At 37.6% G+C, this 17,587-nt stretch carries 11 protein-coding genes, 1 tRNA gene and 1 pseudogene; 3 read left to right on the forward strand and 10 right to left on the reverse strand.

Annotated features, from left to right (window positions below):
* Nucleotides 1-71 precede the first annotated feature (71 nt).
* The 4 genes and pseudogenes from H3Z82_RS12090 to H3Z82_RS12105 all read right to left on the reverse strand — a co-directional run bounded on the left by H3Z82_RS12090 (nt 72) and on the right by H3Z82_RS12105 (nt 6,235).
* On the reverse strand, nt 72-1,859 hold the full coding sequence (locus H3Z82_RS12090) for a peptide MFS transporter (protein ID WP_182205772.1): 1,788 nt from the start codon (nt 1,857-1,859) through the stop codon (nt 72-74).
* Between the two features lie 19 nt (nt 1,860-1,878).
* Nucleotides 1,879-3,711 (reverse strand): peptide MFS transporter, encoded by a 1,833-nt coding sequence (locus H3Z82_RS12095; protein WP_182205773.1) that lies wholly within the window; start codon nt 3,709-3,711, stop codon nt 1,879-1,881.
* A gap of 118 nt (nt 3,712-3,829) precedes the next feature.
* Nucleotides 3,830-3,991 (reverse strand): annotated as a pseudogene (locus tag H3Z82_RS12100) (peptide MFS transporter); the annotation flags it as partial.
* A 75-nt stretch (nt 3,992-4,066) separates the two neighbouring features.
* Entirely contained in the window at nt 4,067-6,235 is a 2,169-nt protein-coding gene (locus H3Z82_RS12105) for a S9 family peptidase (protein WP_182205774.1), read from the reverse strand.
* A gap of 148 nt (nt 6,236-6,383) precedes the next feature.
* Here H3Z82_RS12105 and H3Z82_RS12110 point away from each other — a divergent pair, with 148 nt between their 5' ends.
* On the forward strand, nt 6,384-7,715 hold the full coding sequence (locus tag H3Z82_RS12110) for a hydroxymethylglutaryl-CoA reductase, degradative (RefSeq protein WP_182205775.1): 1,332 nt from the start codon (nt 6,384-6,386) through the stop codon (nt 7,713-7,715).
* 39 nt (nt 7,716-7,754) lie between these two features.
* Nucleotides 7,755-8,669, forward strand: a complete 915-nt coding sequence (locus H3Z82_RS12115; RefSeq protein ID WP_182205776.1) for a GYDIA family GHMP kinase — start codon at nt 7,755-7,757, stop codon at nt 8,667-8,669.
* 596 nt (nt 8,670-9,265) lie between these two features.
* Here H3Z82_RS12115 and H3Z82_RS12120 read toward each other — a convergent pair.
* The 6 genes from H3Z82_RS12120 to H3Z82_RS12145 all read right to left on the reverse strand — a co-directional run bounded on the left by H3Z82_RS12120 (nt 9,266) and on the right by H3Z82_RS12145 (nt 17,297).
* Nucleotides 9,266-11,413, reverse strand: a complete 2,148-nt coding sequence (locus tag H3Z82_RS12120; RefSeq protein ID WP_182205777.1) for a peptidylprolyl isomerase — start codon at nt 11,411-11,413, stop codon at nt 9,266-9,268.
* Nucleotides 11,414-11,657: 244 nt separating this feature from the next.
* A complete protein-coding gene (locus tag H3Z82_RS12125; RefSeq protein WP_182205778.1) occupies nt 11,658-12,947 on the reverse strand; it encodes a hemolysin family protein in 1,290 nt (429 codons plus the stop codon).
* Nucleotides 12,948-13,293: 346 nt separating this feature from the next.
* Complete coding sequence (lptC, locus tag H3Z82_RS12130; protein ID WP_182205779.1) at nt 13,294-13,860, reverse strand: LPS export ABC transporter periplasmic protein LptC; 567 nt, start codon at nt 13,858-13,860, stop codon at nt 13,294-13,296.
* Entirely contained in the window at nt 13,861-15,243 is a 1,383-nt protein-coding gene (locus tag H3Z82_RS12135; protein WP_182205780.1) for a tetratricopeptide repeat protein, read from the reverse strand.
* 18 nt (nt 15,244-15,261) lie between these two features.
* Nucleotides 15,262-16,569, reverse strand: coding sequence for a hypothetical protein (locus H3Z82_RS12140; protein WP_182205781.1), 1,308 nt, complete (start codon nt 16,567-16,569; stop codon nt 15,262-15,264).
* A complete protein-coding gene (locus H3Z82_RS12145; protein ID WP_182205782.1) occupies nt 16,569-17,297 on the reverse strand; it encodes a type III pantothenate kinase in 729 nt (242 codons plus the stop codon). Before H3Z82_RS12145 ends, H3Z82_RS12140 begins: the two co-directional genes overlap by 1 nt.
* A gap of 102 nt (nt 17,298-17,399) precedes the next feature.
* Here H3Z82_RS12145 and H3Z82_RS12150 point away from each other — a divergent pair.
* Nucleotides 17,400-17,475: transfer RNA gene (locus H3Z82_RS12150), tRNA-Phe, on the forward strand.
* Nucleotides 17,476-17,587 lie beyond the last annotated feature (112 nt).

Genomic DNA, 17,587 nt, shown 5'->3' on the forward strand with positions numbered 1-17,587 from the left:
AAATCTAAGTGGAAACTACAAAAAATGCTCCAAAGTTGGAGCATTTGACGTTTATTTAACAAATTTTTCGATTAGCGCACGCCGTGCATTAGTTTTTTGAGTACAGGATTCAGTACCATTGACACGAATCCAACGGCAATAGGAATGACGGCAAATATCAAAAAGAAAGTCCCCAAAGAATACTCTGCAGAAATCTTATCAATCATCCCACCCATGGTATTTGCAAGTTTTTGGCCCACGGCGATGGCCAGGTACCAAACCCCAAACATAAATCCTATCATACGTGCTGGCACCAATTTACTTAAATATGACAATCCTAATGGCGATAAACAAAGTTCGCCCATTGTGTGGAACAAATAGGCCAGAATCAAAAAGATCATACTTACAGAAGCCGTTCTTGCTCCCGACGGAATATCTGAAGCGCCATAAGCCAAAACTCCAAATCCTACTCCTAAAAGTATCAATCCTATAGCATACTTCATTGCAGCACTCGGATTGTATTTACTTTCCCACCATTTTGAGAAAAGGGGCGCAAGTGTAATAATAAAGAAAGAGTTTAAAATGCCGAACCATGTGGCATCAACTTTCAACTCTTCTGAAAAGGATTTGTCGTAAATACGGTAAATAACAAGAATCCATAAACATAGAAAGGCAATCCCTAGCACGACATTTGAAGCCCCAATTTTGGTAAAGGTTTTTTTGAAGATTAAGAAAATAACATAAGTGATAATGATGAGTGGTATGGTGGTCAACAAGCCGTCAACAATCTTAAAAACAGTGGCCGTATTCCCAGCTAAGTCACGATTGGTATAATCACTGGCAAACAAGGTCATCGAACCGAGAGATTGCTCAAAAAACGCGAAAAAGAAAACGGTGAACAACGCAAATATCGAAACTGCAACCAAACGATCTCTCACAATTGGAATATATCGAGAAATCCGCATGACCAGCACTATTAGAAAGAGAATTAGCGCAGCAATAACAACCAAATTTGAGCCACTCATTCCCATAAACTCAAAAGGTAACATGGTGCTTCCGCCTATTTTCTCAATGGGATCATTAAACAAATAAAATAATCCTCCAACTGATGATAAGGCGATAAGTACTTTATCAAAAGTGGTAAAAGGGTTCAATTTTGAAGCGGCCTCAACTTCATCCTTTATAACTTCCGGATCGGTAATATCCTCGGCATCATGCAGCACCACATCAATTTTCTTAGATGGAACCGCACCTATTTTTCCAAATATTTTATGTGCCAATAAGAATTGCAGCATTCCCAATAACATAAAAATTCCGGCAAGACCAAAGCCGTAGGCCCATCCGTAATTCTCAGCCAGATATCCGCAAAGCATCATTCCAAAGAAAGCACCAGCATTGACCCCCATGTAAAAAATGGTGTAGGCACCGTCCTTTTTAGACTCTCTGGTTTTGTACATTTCGGAGATGATGGACGTAATATTTGGTTTAAAAAACCCAGTTCCGAGCACTAATAAGGCCAAACCTAAATAAAAAGACATTGTTGTTTCCAATGCCATAGCGGCATGACCCAGGGTCATAATGATACAGCCTATAACAACGGCTAATCGGTAACCCGTCCATTTATCAGCAATCCATCCGCCAATAATAGGCGTTAAATATAAAAGTGACGCATAGGTACCAATTAATGAAAGCGCGTGTTCACGTGGCCAATCCCAACCTGGATTATCGCTCACTAACGGTGCAGTTAAAAACAAGATTAAAAGAATACGCATTCCATAGAAGGAAAAGCGTTCCCACATTTCTGTAAAGAAGAGAATAAATAAGCCTATAGGATGTCCGAGAACCGTGTCTTTAAAGAGATTTTCAATATCAGTATTCATAATATGCTATACTATATAATTAGTTGTTAATATCTGGGTCTGCAAGTTCAAAAGGTTCATTGTCCTTGATTTCATGTTCATGGTCTTCAGCACCATGGGTCAGTTTTTTAAGCTTTTTCAAGAACACAATCAGCAACAGACCAAAAGCTACGGTAAAAATGGTCAACCACATAAACGTAGCATACTCTTGCGCACTTTGATCTTCTTCTAAAACAAAGGACACCCCGTAATCTTTCCCATCACCTTTATTCTCTAAATTCTGTGCTTTGTCCTTATCCTTTTCAAAAACCAACCTAGCGTGGTACGGATTTGAAGCCGTGATTCCATCTTCCTTAAGAGTTTCCAATAGCTCGTCAGTATTTGCGTCGGGTTTCTGAGATAGTTCAAAAAGATTGTTTAGTGTAGTGCCACTATTTATCTCTTTATAGATGACTTGGTCATTCTCGGCGAAAACTTCTGCTTTGATACTAAAGTTTTTATCCTCATTGATTGGGTAATCATAAATGGTGACAATTTTCTTTTCCTGATTTCTTATTTTCATGGAATCCTTAGAAATAAACGGGAGAATTTCCTGTTTGCTCACGATCATTTCACCTTGAAACGGTTCCAATTGTGAAGACGAACCAATACTTCCTGCCAATCGATTTCCAAAACCTGTTGCTGCAAAATAAACTCCCATCATGATGGACGCATATTTCAGTGGTGCTAATTTGGTGATAAATGATAAGGAAACCGGAGAGGTGCATAATTCTCCAATGGTATGGAATAGGTAGGCCAAAAAGATCCAAAACATGGCGGCTTTCCCAAAAGCTTCAGCACTCGCCTCTTTTGATGCGAACATCATAAAAACAAACCCTAAGCCCATGATGATAGTTCCAACGGCCATTTTAAATAAAGACGACGATTCTCTACCTTTCTTTTTCCACCAAATCCAGAAACTACCTACGACAGTTCCGAAAATGATAATGTATCCTGCGTTTAAGGATTGGAATACGGCGGCCGGAATTTCTTCCAACCAGCTCAATCCAACAGTTCGATCAACTTTGGAGTCTGTATAAAGATTCATCAATCCTCCAGCTTGCTCAAAAGCACCCCAAAAAACAATAACAATCAAAAACGAAATAAGCAATACGACTACACGATCTTTCTCAATTTTACTGAGCGGTTTTTTCCGGGCTAATTTTTCTGCTTCACTTGCCGATTCCCCTCCAGAAAACTCGCCAACGCCTTTCAGAAATTTCTGTCCCCAAACAAAAACAATTTGGCCAATCAGCATTCCAATGCCTGCAAGCCCAAACCCATAATGCCATCCGTAATAATAGGCCACAAAACCAACAGTAATACTGGCCAAGAAGGCACCAATATTAATGCCGATATAAAAAATGGTAAAGCCACTATCGCGTCTGATATCGCCTTCTTGGTATAGGCCACCCACCATGGTTGAGATGTTCGGTTTTAATCCACCAACACCCAATATTATGAGAATAAGACCAGTGAAAAACGCCCAATCTTGGGGAATTGCCAAGATACCATGTCCAAAACAAAGTAACAGTCCTCCGAAGAGCACGGTTTTCTTTTGTCCTAAAAATTTATCGGCAATCCAACCTCCAGGAATCGAAGCCACATACACCAACATCGTATACCAGCCATAGAGCCAAATCGCATCTTTATTACTCCACCCTAATCCTGGGTCTATTGCTGTGGCAGAAGTAGCGATATATAACACCAGAATTCCCCGCATCCCATAGTATGAGAAGCGCTCCCACATTTCAGTGAAAAATAGTATAAAAAGACCTGCTGGATGCCCAAAAATTTCTTTGCGATTTTTGGGTTGAGATACGGTTGTTGCCATAAGATATTGTTTCGTTTAGGTTTTAAAAATAGTATATTAATTTTTGTGAGGCACTCTATATCGTAAATAATCTACATTTACAGATTTTAAAGTTGCACAATGAAATGGATAAACACTAGTATAATTGCATAGCATCGGCATTGCTCCACTCCCAGCCACCTTTGCTTATTTCTGTTATTAAGAATACGGTTAATAACGCTCGCATTCCGTAGTAACTGAAACGTTCCCACATTTCAGTAAAAAATAATATAAACAATCCGGCAGGATGTCCCATTACCATTTTATCATCTACACCTTGTTTAGCAAGATGGGCAATTAATCCTGGGTCTCTCTCTTGACTCATAAAATTTAATTTTTATAGGTTGTCTTTAATATAGTTAGTCATTTTGGTGTATAAATGCAATCGGGTATTTCCACCATAAATACCATGGTTTTTATCAGGATAGATCATCCATTCAAACTGTTTATTAGCCTGAATCAAAGCTTCTACCATTTGCATGGTATTCTGAACATGGACGTTGTCATCGGCTGATCCATGGATCAATAAAAAATTACCTTTTAATTTGTCCACATGAAATATTGGAGAATTGTCGTCATAGCCAGTAGGATTTTCTTGAGGTGTGGTCATATAACGCTCCGTATAAATGGTGTCATAATACCTCCAGCTGGTTACCGGCGCTACTGCAATGGCCATTTTAAAAACATCATTACCTTTAAATAGTGCGTTGCTGCTCATAAATCCGCCGTAACTCCACCCCCATATTCCTATTCGGTCCTGATCAATGTAGTTTCTCGCACCTAATTGCTTTGCGGCATCAATTTGGTCTTCTACTTCATATTTACCCAATTCATTTTGTGTTACCTTTTTGAAATCGGCACCTTTAAATCCGGTACCTCTACCATCCACACAGGCCACGATATACCCTTTTTGGGCTAAAAAGTAATACCAGTAATCGTTGGCACTGTGCCATGCATTCTTAACCGATTGCGACCCTGGGCCAGAGTATTGAAACATAAATAACGGATAGGTTTTGGAAGCATCAAAGTCGGTTGGCTTGATCATCCACATGTTTAGGTCGTTTCCGTTAATGGCAATTGTGCTAAATTCCTTTTTAGGAAGATCATAAGCATCCAGTTTTTTCTCTAACGCAATGTTCTCTTTGATGACTTTAACCAGTTTTCCATTTTTCGCAGTATGCAATGTATATTGGGGTGCCTCTGTTGCACTTGAAAACGTATTGATGAAGTAGGTGAAATCTGCGCTAAAATCGGCTGAGTTGGTGCCTTCATTTTGAGTCAGGCGTTTTTTGTTCTTCCCATTTATTCTGATCGAATAGACATCTCTATTGATGGAGCCATTTTCTACAGACTGATAAAATACCGTATTGTTCTTTTCGTCAAATCCATAATAATTGGTGACTTCCCAGGGACCTTGAGTCACCTGATTGATCAATTGACCATCTTTGGAATAGTGATAAATATGATTGTAGCCATCGGCTTCCGAGGTCCATATAAAACTGTTATCCTTTAAAAAAGTCAAATTATCGGTCACATCGATATAGGCCTTATCTTTTTCTGCAAGCACCAATTTTGAACTCATATTATCGGCGCTAATCATCCATAAATCGAGTTCATTTTGATGTCTATTGGTATATTGTGCGCTAAGGATGTTGGCGTCATTGGTCCATTCAATACGCGGAATGTAAAAATCAGAATACGGTTTTGAGAGTTGCACATCCTTGATTTTATCCGATTTCAAATCATAAATATGAAGTGAGACCAGCGCATTGGCTTCACCTGCTTTAGGATATTTGAAGACCTCTTGTTCCGGATACAGCCCCTGTCCATAAACGTCCATTGAGAACTCTGGAACTTCGGTCTCATCAAATCGGATAAAAGCCAAATAAGTGCCGTCCGCATTCCATTCAAAGGCACGTACAAAAGCAAATTCTTCTTCGTACACCCAATCGGTAATACCATTTATGATTTTATTCCTTTCGCCATCAGAGGTGATTTGGATAATTTGGCCACTTTCCAAATCTCTGATGTACAAGTTATTTTCAAAGCCATAAGCTACCTTCTTTCCATCAGGAGATAAGGTTGGTTCCTGTATCTTTTCATCGGAAATTTTAGTTAAGCTTTTTGTTTTGATATCATAAACATAAAATACCCCTAAAGTTGAACGGCGAAAGATTGGCTCAACCTCGGTGGCCAAAATAATTTTACTCTCGTCTGCACTAAAAGTGTAATCCGAGAATTGTGATATTGCATCCAAGTCAGCTGAATTCACTAAAGTCTGAACTTTGGTTAGGGTTTTATAATCATAAACATCTATGGCCGTTGAACCTTGCTTAAAATTTAAAACGGCATAATGTTTTCCATTATTCATGGAGTGCAAAGACTGCATTCCTTCGGTTCTAAAAGTGCCATTCCAGATGGCATCAAGAGTGATTTCCTTGTTTTGGGCTGAGGCTAAAACAGTTACCAGGAAGCAGACAAACAAGGTGCTTTTTAAATACTTCATTAAGGGATTTATTTTTTGATAAAATGCTGTCAAGTTTAGTGAAAATAATGCAAAAACACTAACCTTTAATAGTTAAAAGCACAAAGCTATAATTTGTAACTTTATAATCATGACAAGAATAGTATCTTTGTATTTATAAACACTTCTTATGCGCAAACCAATAGACGGCTTCTCAAAACTATCCAAATTAGATAAAATTGAATGGATTACCAACACCTATTTTAAAGATTCTGAAGCCGCAAAACAAGCCATCAAACAATATTGGAACACGGACCAAAAGCTTCAACAGCTTCATGATGAGTTTATTGAAAACACCATCACCAATTACTATTTACCTTTTGGGGTTGCACCCAACTTTTTAATAAATGGTAAGTTATACACCATACCCATGGCCATTGAAGAGAGTTCGGTTGTGGCCGCAGCTAGTAATGCAGCGAAGTTTTGGTTGGATCGTGGCGGATTTAAAACAGAAGTGATTTCAACCACAAAAATTGGACAGGTTCATTTTATGTATCATGGAAGTTTCAGTAAACTCCAAAAGTTCTTCACCAGTGTAAAACCGAAGCTTATTGAGGACACCCAAAAACTCACTAAAAGTATGGAGAAACGCGGTGGTGGCATTCTGGATATTGAACTAAAGGACAAGACTGACGATTTAAAGGATTATTATCAGCTTCATGCCACTTTTGAAACTTTGGATGCCATGGGCGCTAATTTCATTAATTCCTGTTTAGAACAATTTGCCAAGACTTTCAGAACTGAAGCCCTATATTATACAGATTTTTCAGACACAGAAAAGCACATCCAAATAGTGATGAGTATTTTGTCCAATTATGTACCCGATTGTTTGGTAAAGGTAGAAGTGTCCTGTCCTATTAAAGATCTGATTCAAAATGACTCAGACGCTTCTAAGGAATTTGCAAATAAATTTGTTCAAGCCATTAAGATTGCTGAAATAGAACCCCATAGAGCCGTGACACACAACAAAGGCATTATGAACGGGATTGATGCCGTTGTTCTTGCTACGGGTAATGATTTCAGGGCTGTTGAAGCTGGTGTACATGCTTACGCCGCTCGACACGGGAGATATAGCAGCCTGTCTCATGCAGAAATAAACAATGGGATGTTTAAGTTTTGGATGGAAATTCCTTTGGCATTAGGTACGGTTGGTGGGTTGACCAATTTACATCCTTTGGTAAAAGTGGCACTGGAAATGTTGGGTCACCCCACGGCCAAAGAATTGATGCAAATTGTGGCTGCCGCAGGTTTAGCACAAAACTTTGCCGCCTTACGTTCGTTGACCACAACAGGAATTCAAGAAGGCCACATGAAGATGCATTTGATGAATATGTTAAATCAACTCAATGCCACGCCTAATGAAAAAGAGAAAATGATTGCACATTTTAAAAATAATACCGTAACTCATAGTGCGGTTGAAACAGCTTTGGAGAACTTTAGGTTGTTAGCAAAACAAGAGTAGAGATATAAAAAATCAAATTCAAAATTCAACCCGTACAAATTGAAATCTCAAAAATTTTATAGCAATGGCAAACTGCTCCTTACTGGAGAATATCTTGTTCTTGATGGTGCTCTCGCTTTGGCAGTTCCGACCAAATTTGGACAATCGCTAACGGTAGAGCCTTTTGAAAAGTCGATTTTAAAATGGGAAAGTTTTGATGCAAATAAGAAACTGTGGTTTGAGGCTGAGGTTATAATTAAGAATGGAATACCATGTGCAAATACCTTTAATCACCCCGTTAGGGAGCGGTTGCTGCAAATTCTCAAAGCTGCTAAAGACCAAAATCCCACATTTTTAATTGATAAAGGAGGACTTAAAGTTAAGACCCTGCTGGACTTTCCAAGAAACTGGGGACTTGGCACCTCTTCTACCCTTATCAATAACACGGCCCAATGGGCAACTATTGATCCGTATAAATTATTGGAAGACACGTTTGGAGGCAGTGGTTATGATATTGCCTGTGCCATGCATAATGTGCCAATTACCTATCAGCTTGAACAAGGACAAAGAGCAGTCATTGAAAGGAATTTCAATCCGGGTTTTAAAAAACATTTATATTTTGTGTTTCTCAATAAAAAACAAAATAGTAGAGACGGGATTGCAGCTTATCAAAAAAATAAGGAAAACACTAATCAGTCACTTTCTGAAATCAACGCCATTACCAACGATATGCTCAGTTGCACAAATTTGGAGACCTTTCAGTTTTTAATGCAAAGCCACGAAACTATTATCTCAAAAGTTCTTAAACAGACACCCATCAAAGAAAGAGTTTTCAGAGATTTTAACGGAAGTATTAAAAGTCTTGGCGCTTGGGGTGGCGATTTCGTATTGGCAGCATCAGAGGACAACCCAGAAGACTACTTTAACGAGAAGGGGTTTGATACAGTGATTCCTTATGGAGATATGGTGTTGTAGTATAGACGAGAGACATTGGATAGTGCACTAAGATGTAGATTTGATATTGAGGTATAAGGTATTAAGTACGAAGTATTAAGTATTAAGTATTAAGTATGGAGATTCAATTTGCACACTACGGAAGACTTCAGGTAGAAAGTATTAAGTACGAAGTATTAAGTATTAAGTATTAGGATTTAATTTGTTCACCATTGAAGACTTCAGGTATAAAGTATTAAGATTCAATTCGGACTTTAGGTTACACAAAACAAACTCTGAAAAAGTTGAAGATTTAATACTGAAGATTTATGAAAAAGATCTATCACACAAAAGTCTTATCCCTTTAAAATATTTATTTCTACAAAACAATAATCTCTAAATTCAGTATAAATCTAAAATTAAAGACTGCTAAAATCTTTCTATACATGTCTAAAAACAGTTAAGATAAAACCCTTTTAATGTATTTAGTGTTGGTTATTGGGTTAAATCATGTGTTTATAGAAAAGGTAGCGACGACGCAGTGGCAGGATTGCACTATCATTAAAGAAAAAAAGGATAAAAAAAAGGAGGCCTTTAATTTAAAGACCTCCTTTGTTTTATAAATATTCTAAAAATGACTAGTAAAAAGTCGCTCTGTTATCCTTAATATCTGCGGCTTCCTTTAGCGCTTCATAAGCACTAATTTGTGCAGAATTCAACTGCGAACTATTCAAACGGTTAGCAATGGCCTGGTAATTATCCAATTCAGGAGCAGCGGTCTTTTTGGTCACTTCCACCATAAACACCCCTTTATTACCATCAATTAATTTAGATGTTTCGCCTTCTTTCAAACCAAAAGCAACTCCAACTACTTTAGGCTCTAAACCAGCACCTGAAATGGTTGGGTTTTTCATATTGATACCATTTGCAGTTGACGCTACTACATTCTGGCCTTGAGCCACTGCATCTACTGTAGATCCCGAAATTTTCTCACGAATTAATTTTGCTTTCTTCTCTTTTCTGATCTCTGGAATGACCGTTGCTGATGCAGCCTCTGGAGTCATCAATCCTTTTTTGTTGACACCAGTTACCTGAACAACCGCATAACCAACTCCTGGGATAGAAAAACGCTTGTAATCTCCAACCTTCGTTCCTTTCTCAAAAGCCCATCGTACAATAGTTCGTTGGCTTCCCAATCCAGGGATATTTTCATCAAGTTCCTTAATATTATTTACAGGTCTAACTACAACATCACTTTCTTTAGCAACATCTTGGAAGTCATTTTCCTGAAGCGCAATTTCAAATTTAGATGTTCTGTTAAATACATCGTCAATTGTTTCTTCAGAAGGCTCAATTCTTTGCGCTAATGTGGCCACTTTAACCATACGCTTCTTAGCTTTTTGGTCTAAGATTTCAATCACGTGAAAACCAAAATCAGTTTTCACAACTCCCATATCACCTTTATTGTTTTCAAAAGTATAATCTCTAAATTCAGGCACCATAGCATTGTAAGCGTACCAATCTAAAACACCTTCTTGCTCGTTACTGACTTTATCAATAGAGAAATCCAATAAATCAACAAATTTAGAGCGGTCTCTTCTGATGACGTTCAACAAACTATCAGCAGTAGCTTTTGCTTCTTCTTCTGTTTGTATAGTTTCCATATCTGCGGCACGAGATCCTAAAAACGGAATTAACAAATGTCTTGCCTTTACCGAATCTGGCATAAAGCTTTCTTCAACGACCTTTGTAATTTTATACATCCCATTATCTTTATAAGGACCATAGTATTGACCAACACTTAGATTAAAGATACTGTCTTGCGCCACGTCTGGTAAACTCGTTTTGGTGACATAGCTATCTGTATACTTTACATCTGAATTTGCATTGATAAAGCCTTCAATATCTTTGGTAGCTTTTAAGCCTTCGATTGTATCTGTCAATTTAGACACTTCATTATACTCGACTCTTGTATCTAATAGTGCAGCGACATTGTCTCTAACCGCATTTTCATCGTCTAAGGATGCAGCTTCTTCAAATAATACAAAGTTGATATCTCTTGACGCCTCTACTTCAAATTTCTTTTTGTGCTTATTGATATAGCTTGAAATCTCCGATTTTGAAACTTTGACCAAGCTGTCAGAAATTGAAGCGTAAGGTACATTTACAAATTTCAGATCAACAGTGGCACTTTCCATATTGTATTCCACTTCTGCCTCAGCAAGTGTTGCACCAACCCCAGCTTTAACCAAGTTAAAATAAGTTTGTTCTTGTGCACCAACAGCAATAGCGGCCTCATTATTTACCCATTCAGAATAATTGATCTGAAAGTTTCCAAGCTGAGCTCTCTCAGGTGAGATAGCCTTTAAGTTAGCTATAAACTCATTTAATCTGTTCTCGTCAAAGATTCCGGCTTCATTTGTAAATTCAGGAAATTCAGCAAAGTTATTTCTCAAAAGGTTTCTCATCTGATCCTTTTCTACCGTAAGTCCTAATCCGTCAAATTGATTTTCCATGACAGCACGTCGCAACTCCTGATCCCAAACCCTGTTCATGGTTTGTGTTGTAGTACTGCTTGGCCCCATTTGGCGCTGCATGTTGTCAACCCGATTCATAAAGTCCTCGCGGCTAATGTCATTGCCATTAATGGTGGCGATTGTATCTTGCGTATCTCCAAAAGCGCTACTGTTCTGGAATAAATCAGAAAGTACAAAAGCAAATAAGGCTAACGCGATAATTACAATGAGAAAAATAGAACGTTGTCTAATTTTATTTAAAACTGCCATTTTATTGTATAAGTTAGAAAATATAAGTGCGCGAAAATACCAATTTCTATCAAATAATAAAAGTAGAACTCCATTTTATTAAATTAATGTTGAATTGTTTATGATAGTTGGGATAAGAAAGAGTGTTTGTGGTGAAAAATCATAGTTTTTCAGGAAGGATTGCAGGATACTGATAACCAATAAAGAGTTTCAGGTGACTGACTACTATCAACTAAAGACCGAGAGAATGAAGCCCAACTAATGGCTAGTCCTCATCCAAAACCTTTAGTGCTATTAAATCAATCTTCGTGGTGGTCACCTCTAAGATCGTAAACAGATAATTCTCTATTTGGACTTGGTCATTGACCTGTGGAATTTCTTCGGTTTCATCAACAATCAATCCGCCCAAAGTTTCATAATTCTCTCCCTCAGGGAGGTCTAGCTTATAGGTTTCATTAATATAATCGACTTCCAACCGTGCTGAAAACTTATAATTATCCTCATCTATTTTCTCTTCAATCAATTCCATGGTGTCATGCTCATCTTCAATCTCGCCAAACAACTCCTCTATAATGTCTTCTACGGTGATAATTCCAGAAGTTCCTCCATACTCATCAATAACCACAGAAATACTTTTTCGTTTTTTGGTAAGTACATTTAATACATCCTTAACCAACATGGTCTCTGGTACAAATTCTACACCTCTCACTACAGATTTGATGTCCTTAGGCTTTTTGAACAGTTCAAAAGAATGAACGTACCCCACAATATCATCAACCGAATCTTTATACACCAAAATCTTGGACAAGCCAGAAGATGTAAACATGGCTTTCAGGTTTTTAATAGGATCGTTAATATCTACGGCAATAATTTCAGTACGTGGTAACATGACCTCCCTAGCCTTAACCTCCGAAAAATCAAGTGCATTCTGAAAAATCTGAATCTCACTATCTACTTCATCATGCTCTTCAACAGATTCCATTTGCTCACTGATATAATTACCCAATTCCACTTTGGTCATAACCAATTGCACATCTTCCTTACCGGTTTTAAAGAAACGTATGAGGATCATGTTAGAAATCCATATCACAAGATCTGACACCCAAGAAAACAAGCCATAAAAGAAATACGCGGGGAGTGCGAATATTTTAAGAAGCGAGTTGGCATAAATCTGAAAGAACACCTTTGGTAGGAATTCGGCGGTAAACAATATCAATAATGTGGATATGACCGTTTGAGTAAGAAGGCTCAAATCATTCAACATATAGTTTACGAATCCATAATTGGTTGGTGAAATCGTGTCAAACCAGTCCACCAATTTCTTACCCATCAAAAATCCGTACACTACCAAAGCAATATTATTGCCAATAAGCATTGTAGCTATAAATTTGGAAGGTTTTGCGGTAAGTTTTGAAAGGGTTTTGGCTAAAAAATCATTTTGTTTTTTTGCAATTTCTATGTGAATCTTATTCGATGACACATAGGCAATTTCCATACCCGAAAAGAAAGCTGATAAAATAAGTGACAGAATAATGATAAGCGCATTACTGTCCATAAATTACTGGTTATTGTTCATTTTTTTCCTGAAATGCTTTTTGAAGAAATACATTCCAACAGCCATAAGGGCGAAAACTAAAAGCATTATTGCTTTACCGTTCTCTACATTCCACAATCTTACTGACTCGTATACAAAAAACACAGCAATGAATAAGTAAGCGTATTGAATAACTTTATGAATCGTTTTCATGGGTCATTTTAATTTAGCGACAAAGATAATCAATTATTTATCTGAATTTGTAATTAATGAATTTTTTGAAACCAACGTCTCGGCGAACTGGTTTGCTTAACATTTGATGAATTGAAAACTATTTTTATCAGGAGCGAAATGTCTTTGAAAAACTTTAAAGTGAAGAATCGTCATCCAAATACACGGTACTTGTCACCTCACTTATTCCAAAACTGGTGAAATCGCGATTGGAGTCGAAAGCATTGCCTGTTACTATTTTAGTAGGTGATATATACTTCACCGGTTTGTTGGAGAACACCCAATCACGTTTTTGGTCATAAAATAACTGTTCGGCAAAAATGCTGTCCTTAGTTTCGGTAGTAATGAGTACATTTCCTCTCAAATCTATCAGGTCAGTATTGTTATACGAAATAGCATAATCTGCAACGATGGTGCTTTTTTTATCGCGTTCATCATATATATAAAGGGTGACACCATCTGGAAACTCATTATAAGAAAATTCCCGATTTGAGAAATCCAACATTTTCGAACTGATCAAATTGGCTTTCAAACGACCCGAATCGGTATATTTCAGATTCATATTTTCCGCAACACCAATCGGTTCATTTTGCTTAATGCCAATTTGCTGTACTTCTTTAAAATTATTTTTGCACGAAAAAAACATAGTCACAGCAAAGGCTGTGACTATGTAGAATAAATTATATGATGATTTGTAGTTCATTTATATTTTTGGAACGGTCACACTTAAACCAATCCAGCATCCTATTCTGATTGTTTCTCCACCATTACCGGCAGTAAAAATATCAGCTCTTTGTGGTGCTTTTCCTTCATAATTTGCAGCCAAGCCTTCCGCATACGATCTTAAATTGGCATCTACTCTACCCGCTTTTCTTGCTTCGGAAGCGGCCAACCAGAACACGGCTCTTTTATTAAAGGTAGTGTCTCCACAATTGTTTGCACTAGCGGCATACATTTGTGCAATTTCAATATGCGCTCTACCATTAGATGGGTTTAACTGCACTGACTTTTGATAATAATTTCTGGCTGCACCAAAATTACCTTGAGATTTTAAACTATTTCCAAAACGCATCGCCAATCTTGATTTTTTCAATGGGTCTTTTTCAAGATCATACGATTGGTCCAAATATGGCTTTGCCTCTTTCTCTTTACCTTGCTTCATCAATAAATTGTAAACAAAGAATTTTGTATCTGCAGATGGTGACGACTCATCATAAGCCTTAACCAAATCGGTGTAAAGTGGATCGTCAGTACATTCTTTATTGTACATTCTGCTTACCGCACGCTTCAACCACTCAGCATCAGTTTTAAACTTCTCGAAATCTCTTGTGTACAACGGAATCAACACGTCACAATTTGCAAGGATTCCAAGCTTACTGTCTATACTCCCTGAGATCTTAGCATAATTTTCCAAGTAATTCTCGTATTGCTTTTTATACTGTGCTTCTTTCTTCGCCAATTCAGTTCCAGCTTCTTCCTTTTCAACAAGCGGATTTAACTTTTCAGTATAGTTATCAATCTCTTGGGTAATTTTATCACTGACATCATCATACTTATTGAAAACGTCTAAGACCTCAACCTCATTCGCACTGTGCATATCAACGATGGTAGAGAAATAAATATACAAACCTTTTGGATTGGTAAAGCTTTCTGGTGCCTTTTTATAAAGTTCGTCAAAAGCATCGTACACCTGTTTGTTACTTAAACCTAAAGCTTCCCTGTGGTCATACTTCAACAGCGCTTTGTCCTGAAGAATACCGCCCGCTGTGTACTTGTTTGGAAAGTTAACAATACCTTCATCCCAAACCTTCATCAGATCATTAATAAAATTCACTTTTTCAGCTCCCGATGCTCTCTCAATTTTGTCTTTTAGGATTCTATCACCATAGTAATAAATGGCGTAATTGAATTTTGGACATTTGTTTCGAAGCTTCATAAATGGTTCATAGGCTTCGTCAAACTTTTTGCTTTTTGCATAATCACTCATTAATGTCAGGTTAAGCATGCATTCTTCATCTTGCTGCGCAAAACTGACATTGAATCCCATGAACAAAGCAAGAAGTATTAAAGTAAGTCGTGTTTTCATCGTATTAAATTTATTCTATTAGTTATATTTCCGTTTTTTGAACCATTGATCGTTTAAAGATAAACTAATTTGCAAATTCATAAAGTTTTCCTGAATTAAATTTGCTTTCGTCGTTCCTCTTTTACCAAACTCGAAACCAATATTGGCATTCGAGAAGAAGTCGGCTCCAACTGGTAACCCAATCCCAAAAGACATGCCAAACTCATTAATTGTTTGATTATTTATCTCAAGGCCTGTGTTTTCAAACCGGAAACCTGCCCGATAAACAATTCGTTTCCAGTAACTTGAAAAGGATTTGTAGTCTGGTATATAAAATCCACCAATTGCAACTGTAGAAGCATCCACAAATTCAGCATTTCCAATAGTAAATATTGGATTGTCGAATTCGCTTGTTTTCTGAAAGCTATATTCAGCACCTGCAAACCATTTTTGTGGCGCTCCAATACCTGCTCCAAAAGAGAACTGGGCCGGTAAGGTCAAATCTGTCGTTCTTAAGTTTTGGTCATCCAAATCCGCTTCAACGGTGTTTACTATTAATTCTTGACCTGAAAACGGATCCACAACTACCGTAGAGAAGAAACGCTCATTATCTGAGTTGATCTTGCTTTTTGGCATATACGACAATCCCGTAGTCAACTCGAGTTTTTTAGTTATCATGGTCTTATAGTTCATTCCAAAGTTAAAATTTATTCCACTCAAATTGGAACGATTATTTTCTTTAGAATGGTATTGCAGTGGTTGATCGTTATTATATCTAAACTGCAGCGCACTATTTTGAATATTTCCAAAATTATAACTGGCATCAACACCAATACCCAATTTAGGCGTAATTTGATACCCAAATCCCAGAAATGCTTTATTCAAACCGCCTTCTCCTTTATAACGTTGATCTAAGTTGCCTGATGTATTGGACGACTCCAACTTATAGCCAACTGAGGTATACGGAATCAACCCAAAACCCATTCCGAATTTCCCCATAGGAACAGCAAGTACCAAATAGTCAAAAGTAGTTGCGTTGGCCTTTTGGCTTTCGTCATCGGTCTTTAGCTTGAGATTACTTGAGCTTCCACCCACCGTAAATTTTACAGGTCGACTTTCATTGTTCCAAATCTTAAGATTATTTCCGGCATATCCGGACGGATTCCGGAGATTGACATGAATACTGTCCGTCAAGAAACTTAAGCCTCCCATACTCCTGTTTTCTACTGTTCCTTTAAATTTCAGACTTCCAATGCCGTAAAAAGAATAAGGAGATGCTGAGCCGTCTTGCGCCTGCGCCTGAAATGCGAAAACGACGATGAAAACTATTACAAGTTTTTTTATCATTAGTGTGTGTTATATTCTAAAATAAAGTTCAAACCCTCTAAAAGAAAATTCGAGTTGGCAAATATGCTATTTTTTAATTGCTTTGACAAGAAATTGGCATCACCTCCTGTTAAAATAACTGTTAAATCTGAATACTTTGCTTGATATTCATCAATTATGCCGTCAATTTCCTTGACTATGCCATTGACTACACCCGAATGGATTGCGCCTGTGGTACTGTCTCCTACGAGGGTTTCCGGAATCATTGTTTCTAGTAACGGAAGATTTGCCGTGAAATTATGCAAGCTTTTGTAGCGCAAGCGGATTCCCGGTGATATTGCACCTCCCAAATACGCATTTTGTTGAGTTTTAAAATCGTAAGTAATACAACTCCCCGCATCAATAATCAAAACATTATCATTTGGATACTGATTTACTGATGCCGCCACCAGCGCCATACGATCCACCCCCAAGGTTTTAGGTGTTTGATAGCGGTTTTGAAATGGAAACTTTAAATTAGAATCCAGAATGAGCACTTTGTATTGTTTTTGGAGCTTAGAGACCACCCTTTTTGACACTTTCCCGACCGATGCGAGAATACATTTATCTATTTTTGGATGATTTTTTGAAATTTTTTCTTGTGTTCTTTCAAACTCAGAAAGTTCCACAATCATCTTCTCCACGACTTCATCGTCTTGAAAAACAGCAAATTTGACAAGCGTGTTGCCCACGTCAACAATTAAATTCATAGTTTAATTCTAAGCTGCAAATTTACGAAAGCAATTTTTATATCTTTTAGTTTTGCGAATAATAAAAATGCTTCTATATTTGCAACCTCGTTATAAACGACTGGTGCCTTAGCTCAGTTGGTAGAGCAAAGGACTGAAAATCCTTGTGTCCCTGGTTCGATTCCTGGAGGCACCACCATCAAAAACCCGAACATTGTTCGGGTTTTTTGGTTTTAGCAGGTTTTTAATTGGTTCCTGCTTCGCGCAATGTATGATAAGATGGCCCCTGGTTCCTCCGACGCTTCGGAGCT

The organism is Gelidibacter maritimus, from assembly GCF_014062315.1.
GTDB classification, from domain to species: Bacteria; Bacteroidota; Bacteroidia; order Flavobacteriales; family Flavobacteriaceae; genus Gelidibacter; species Gelidibacter maritimus.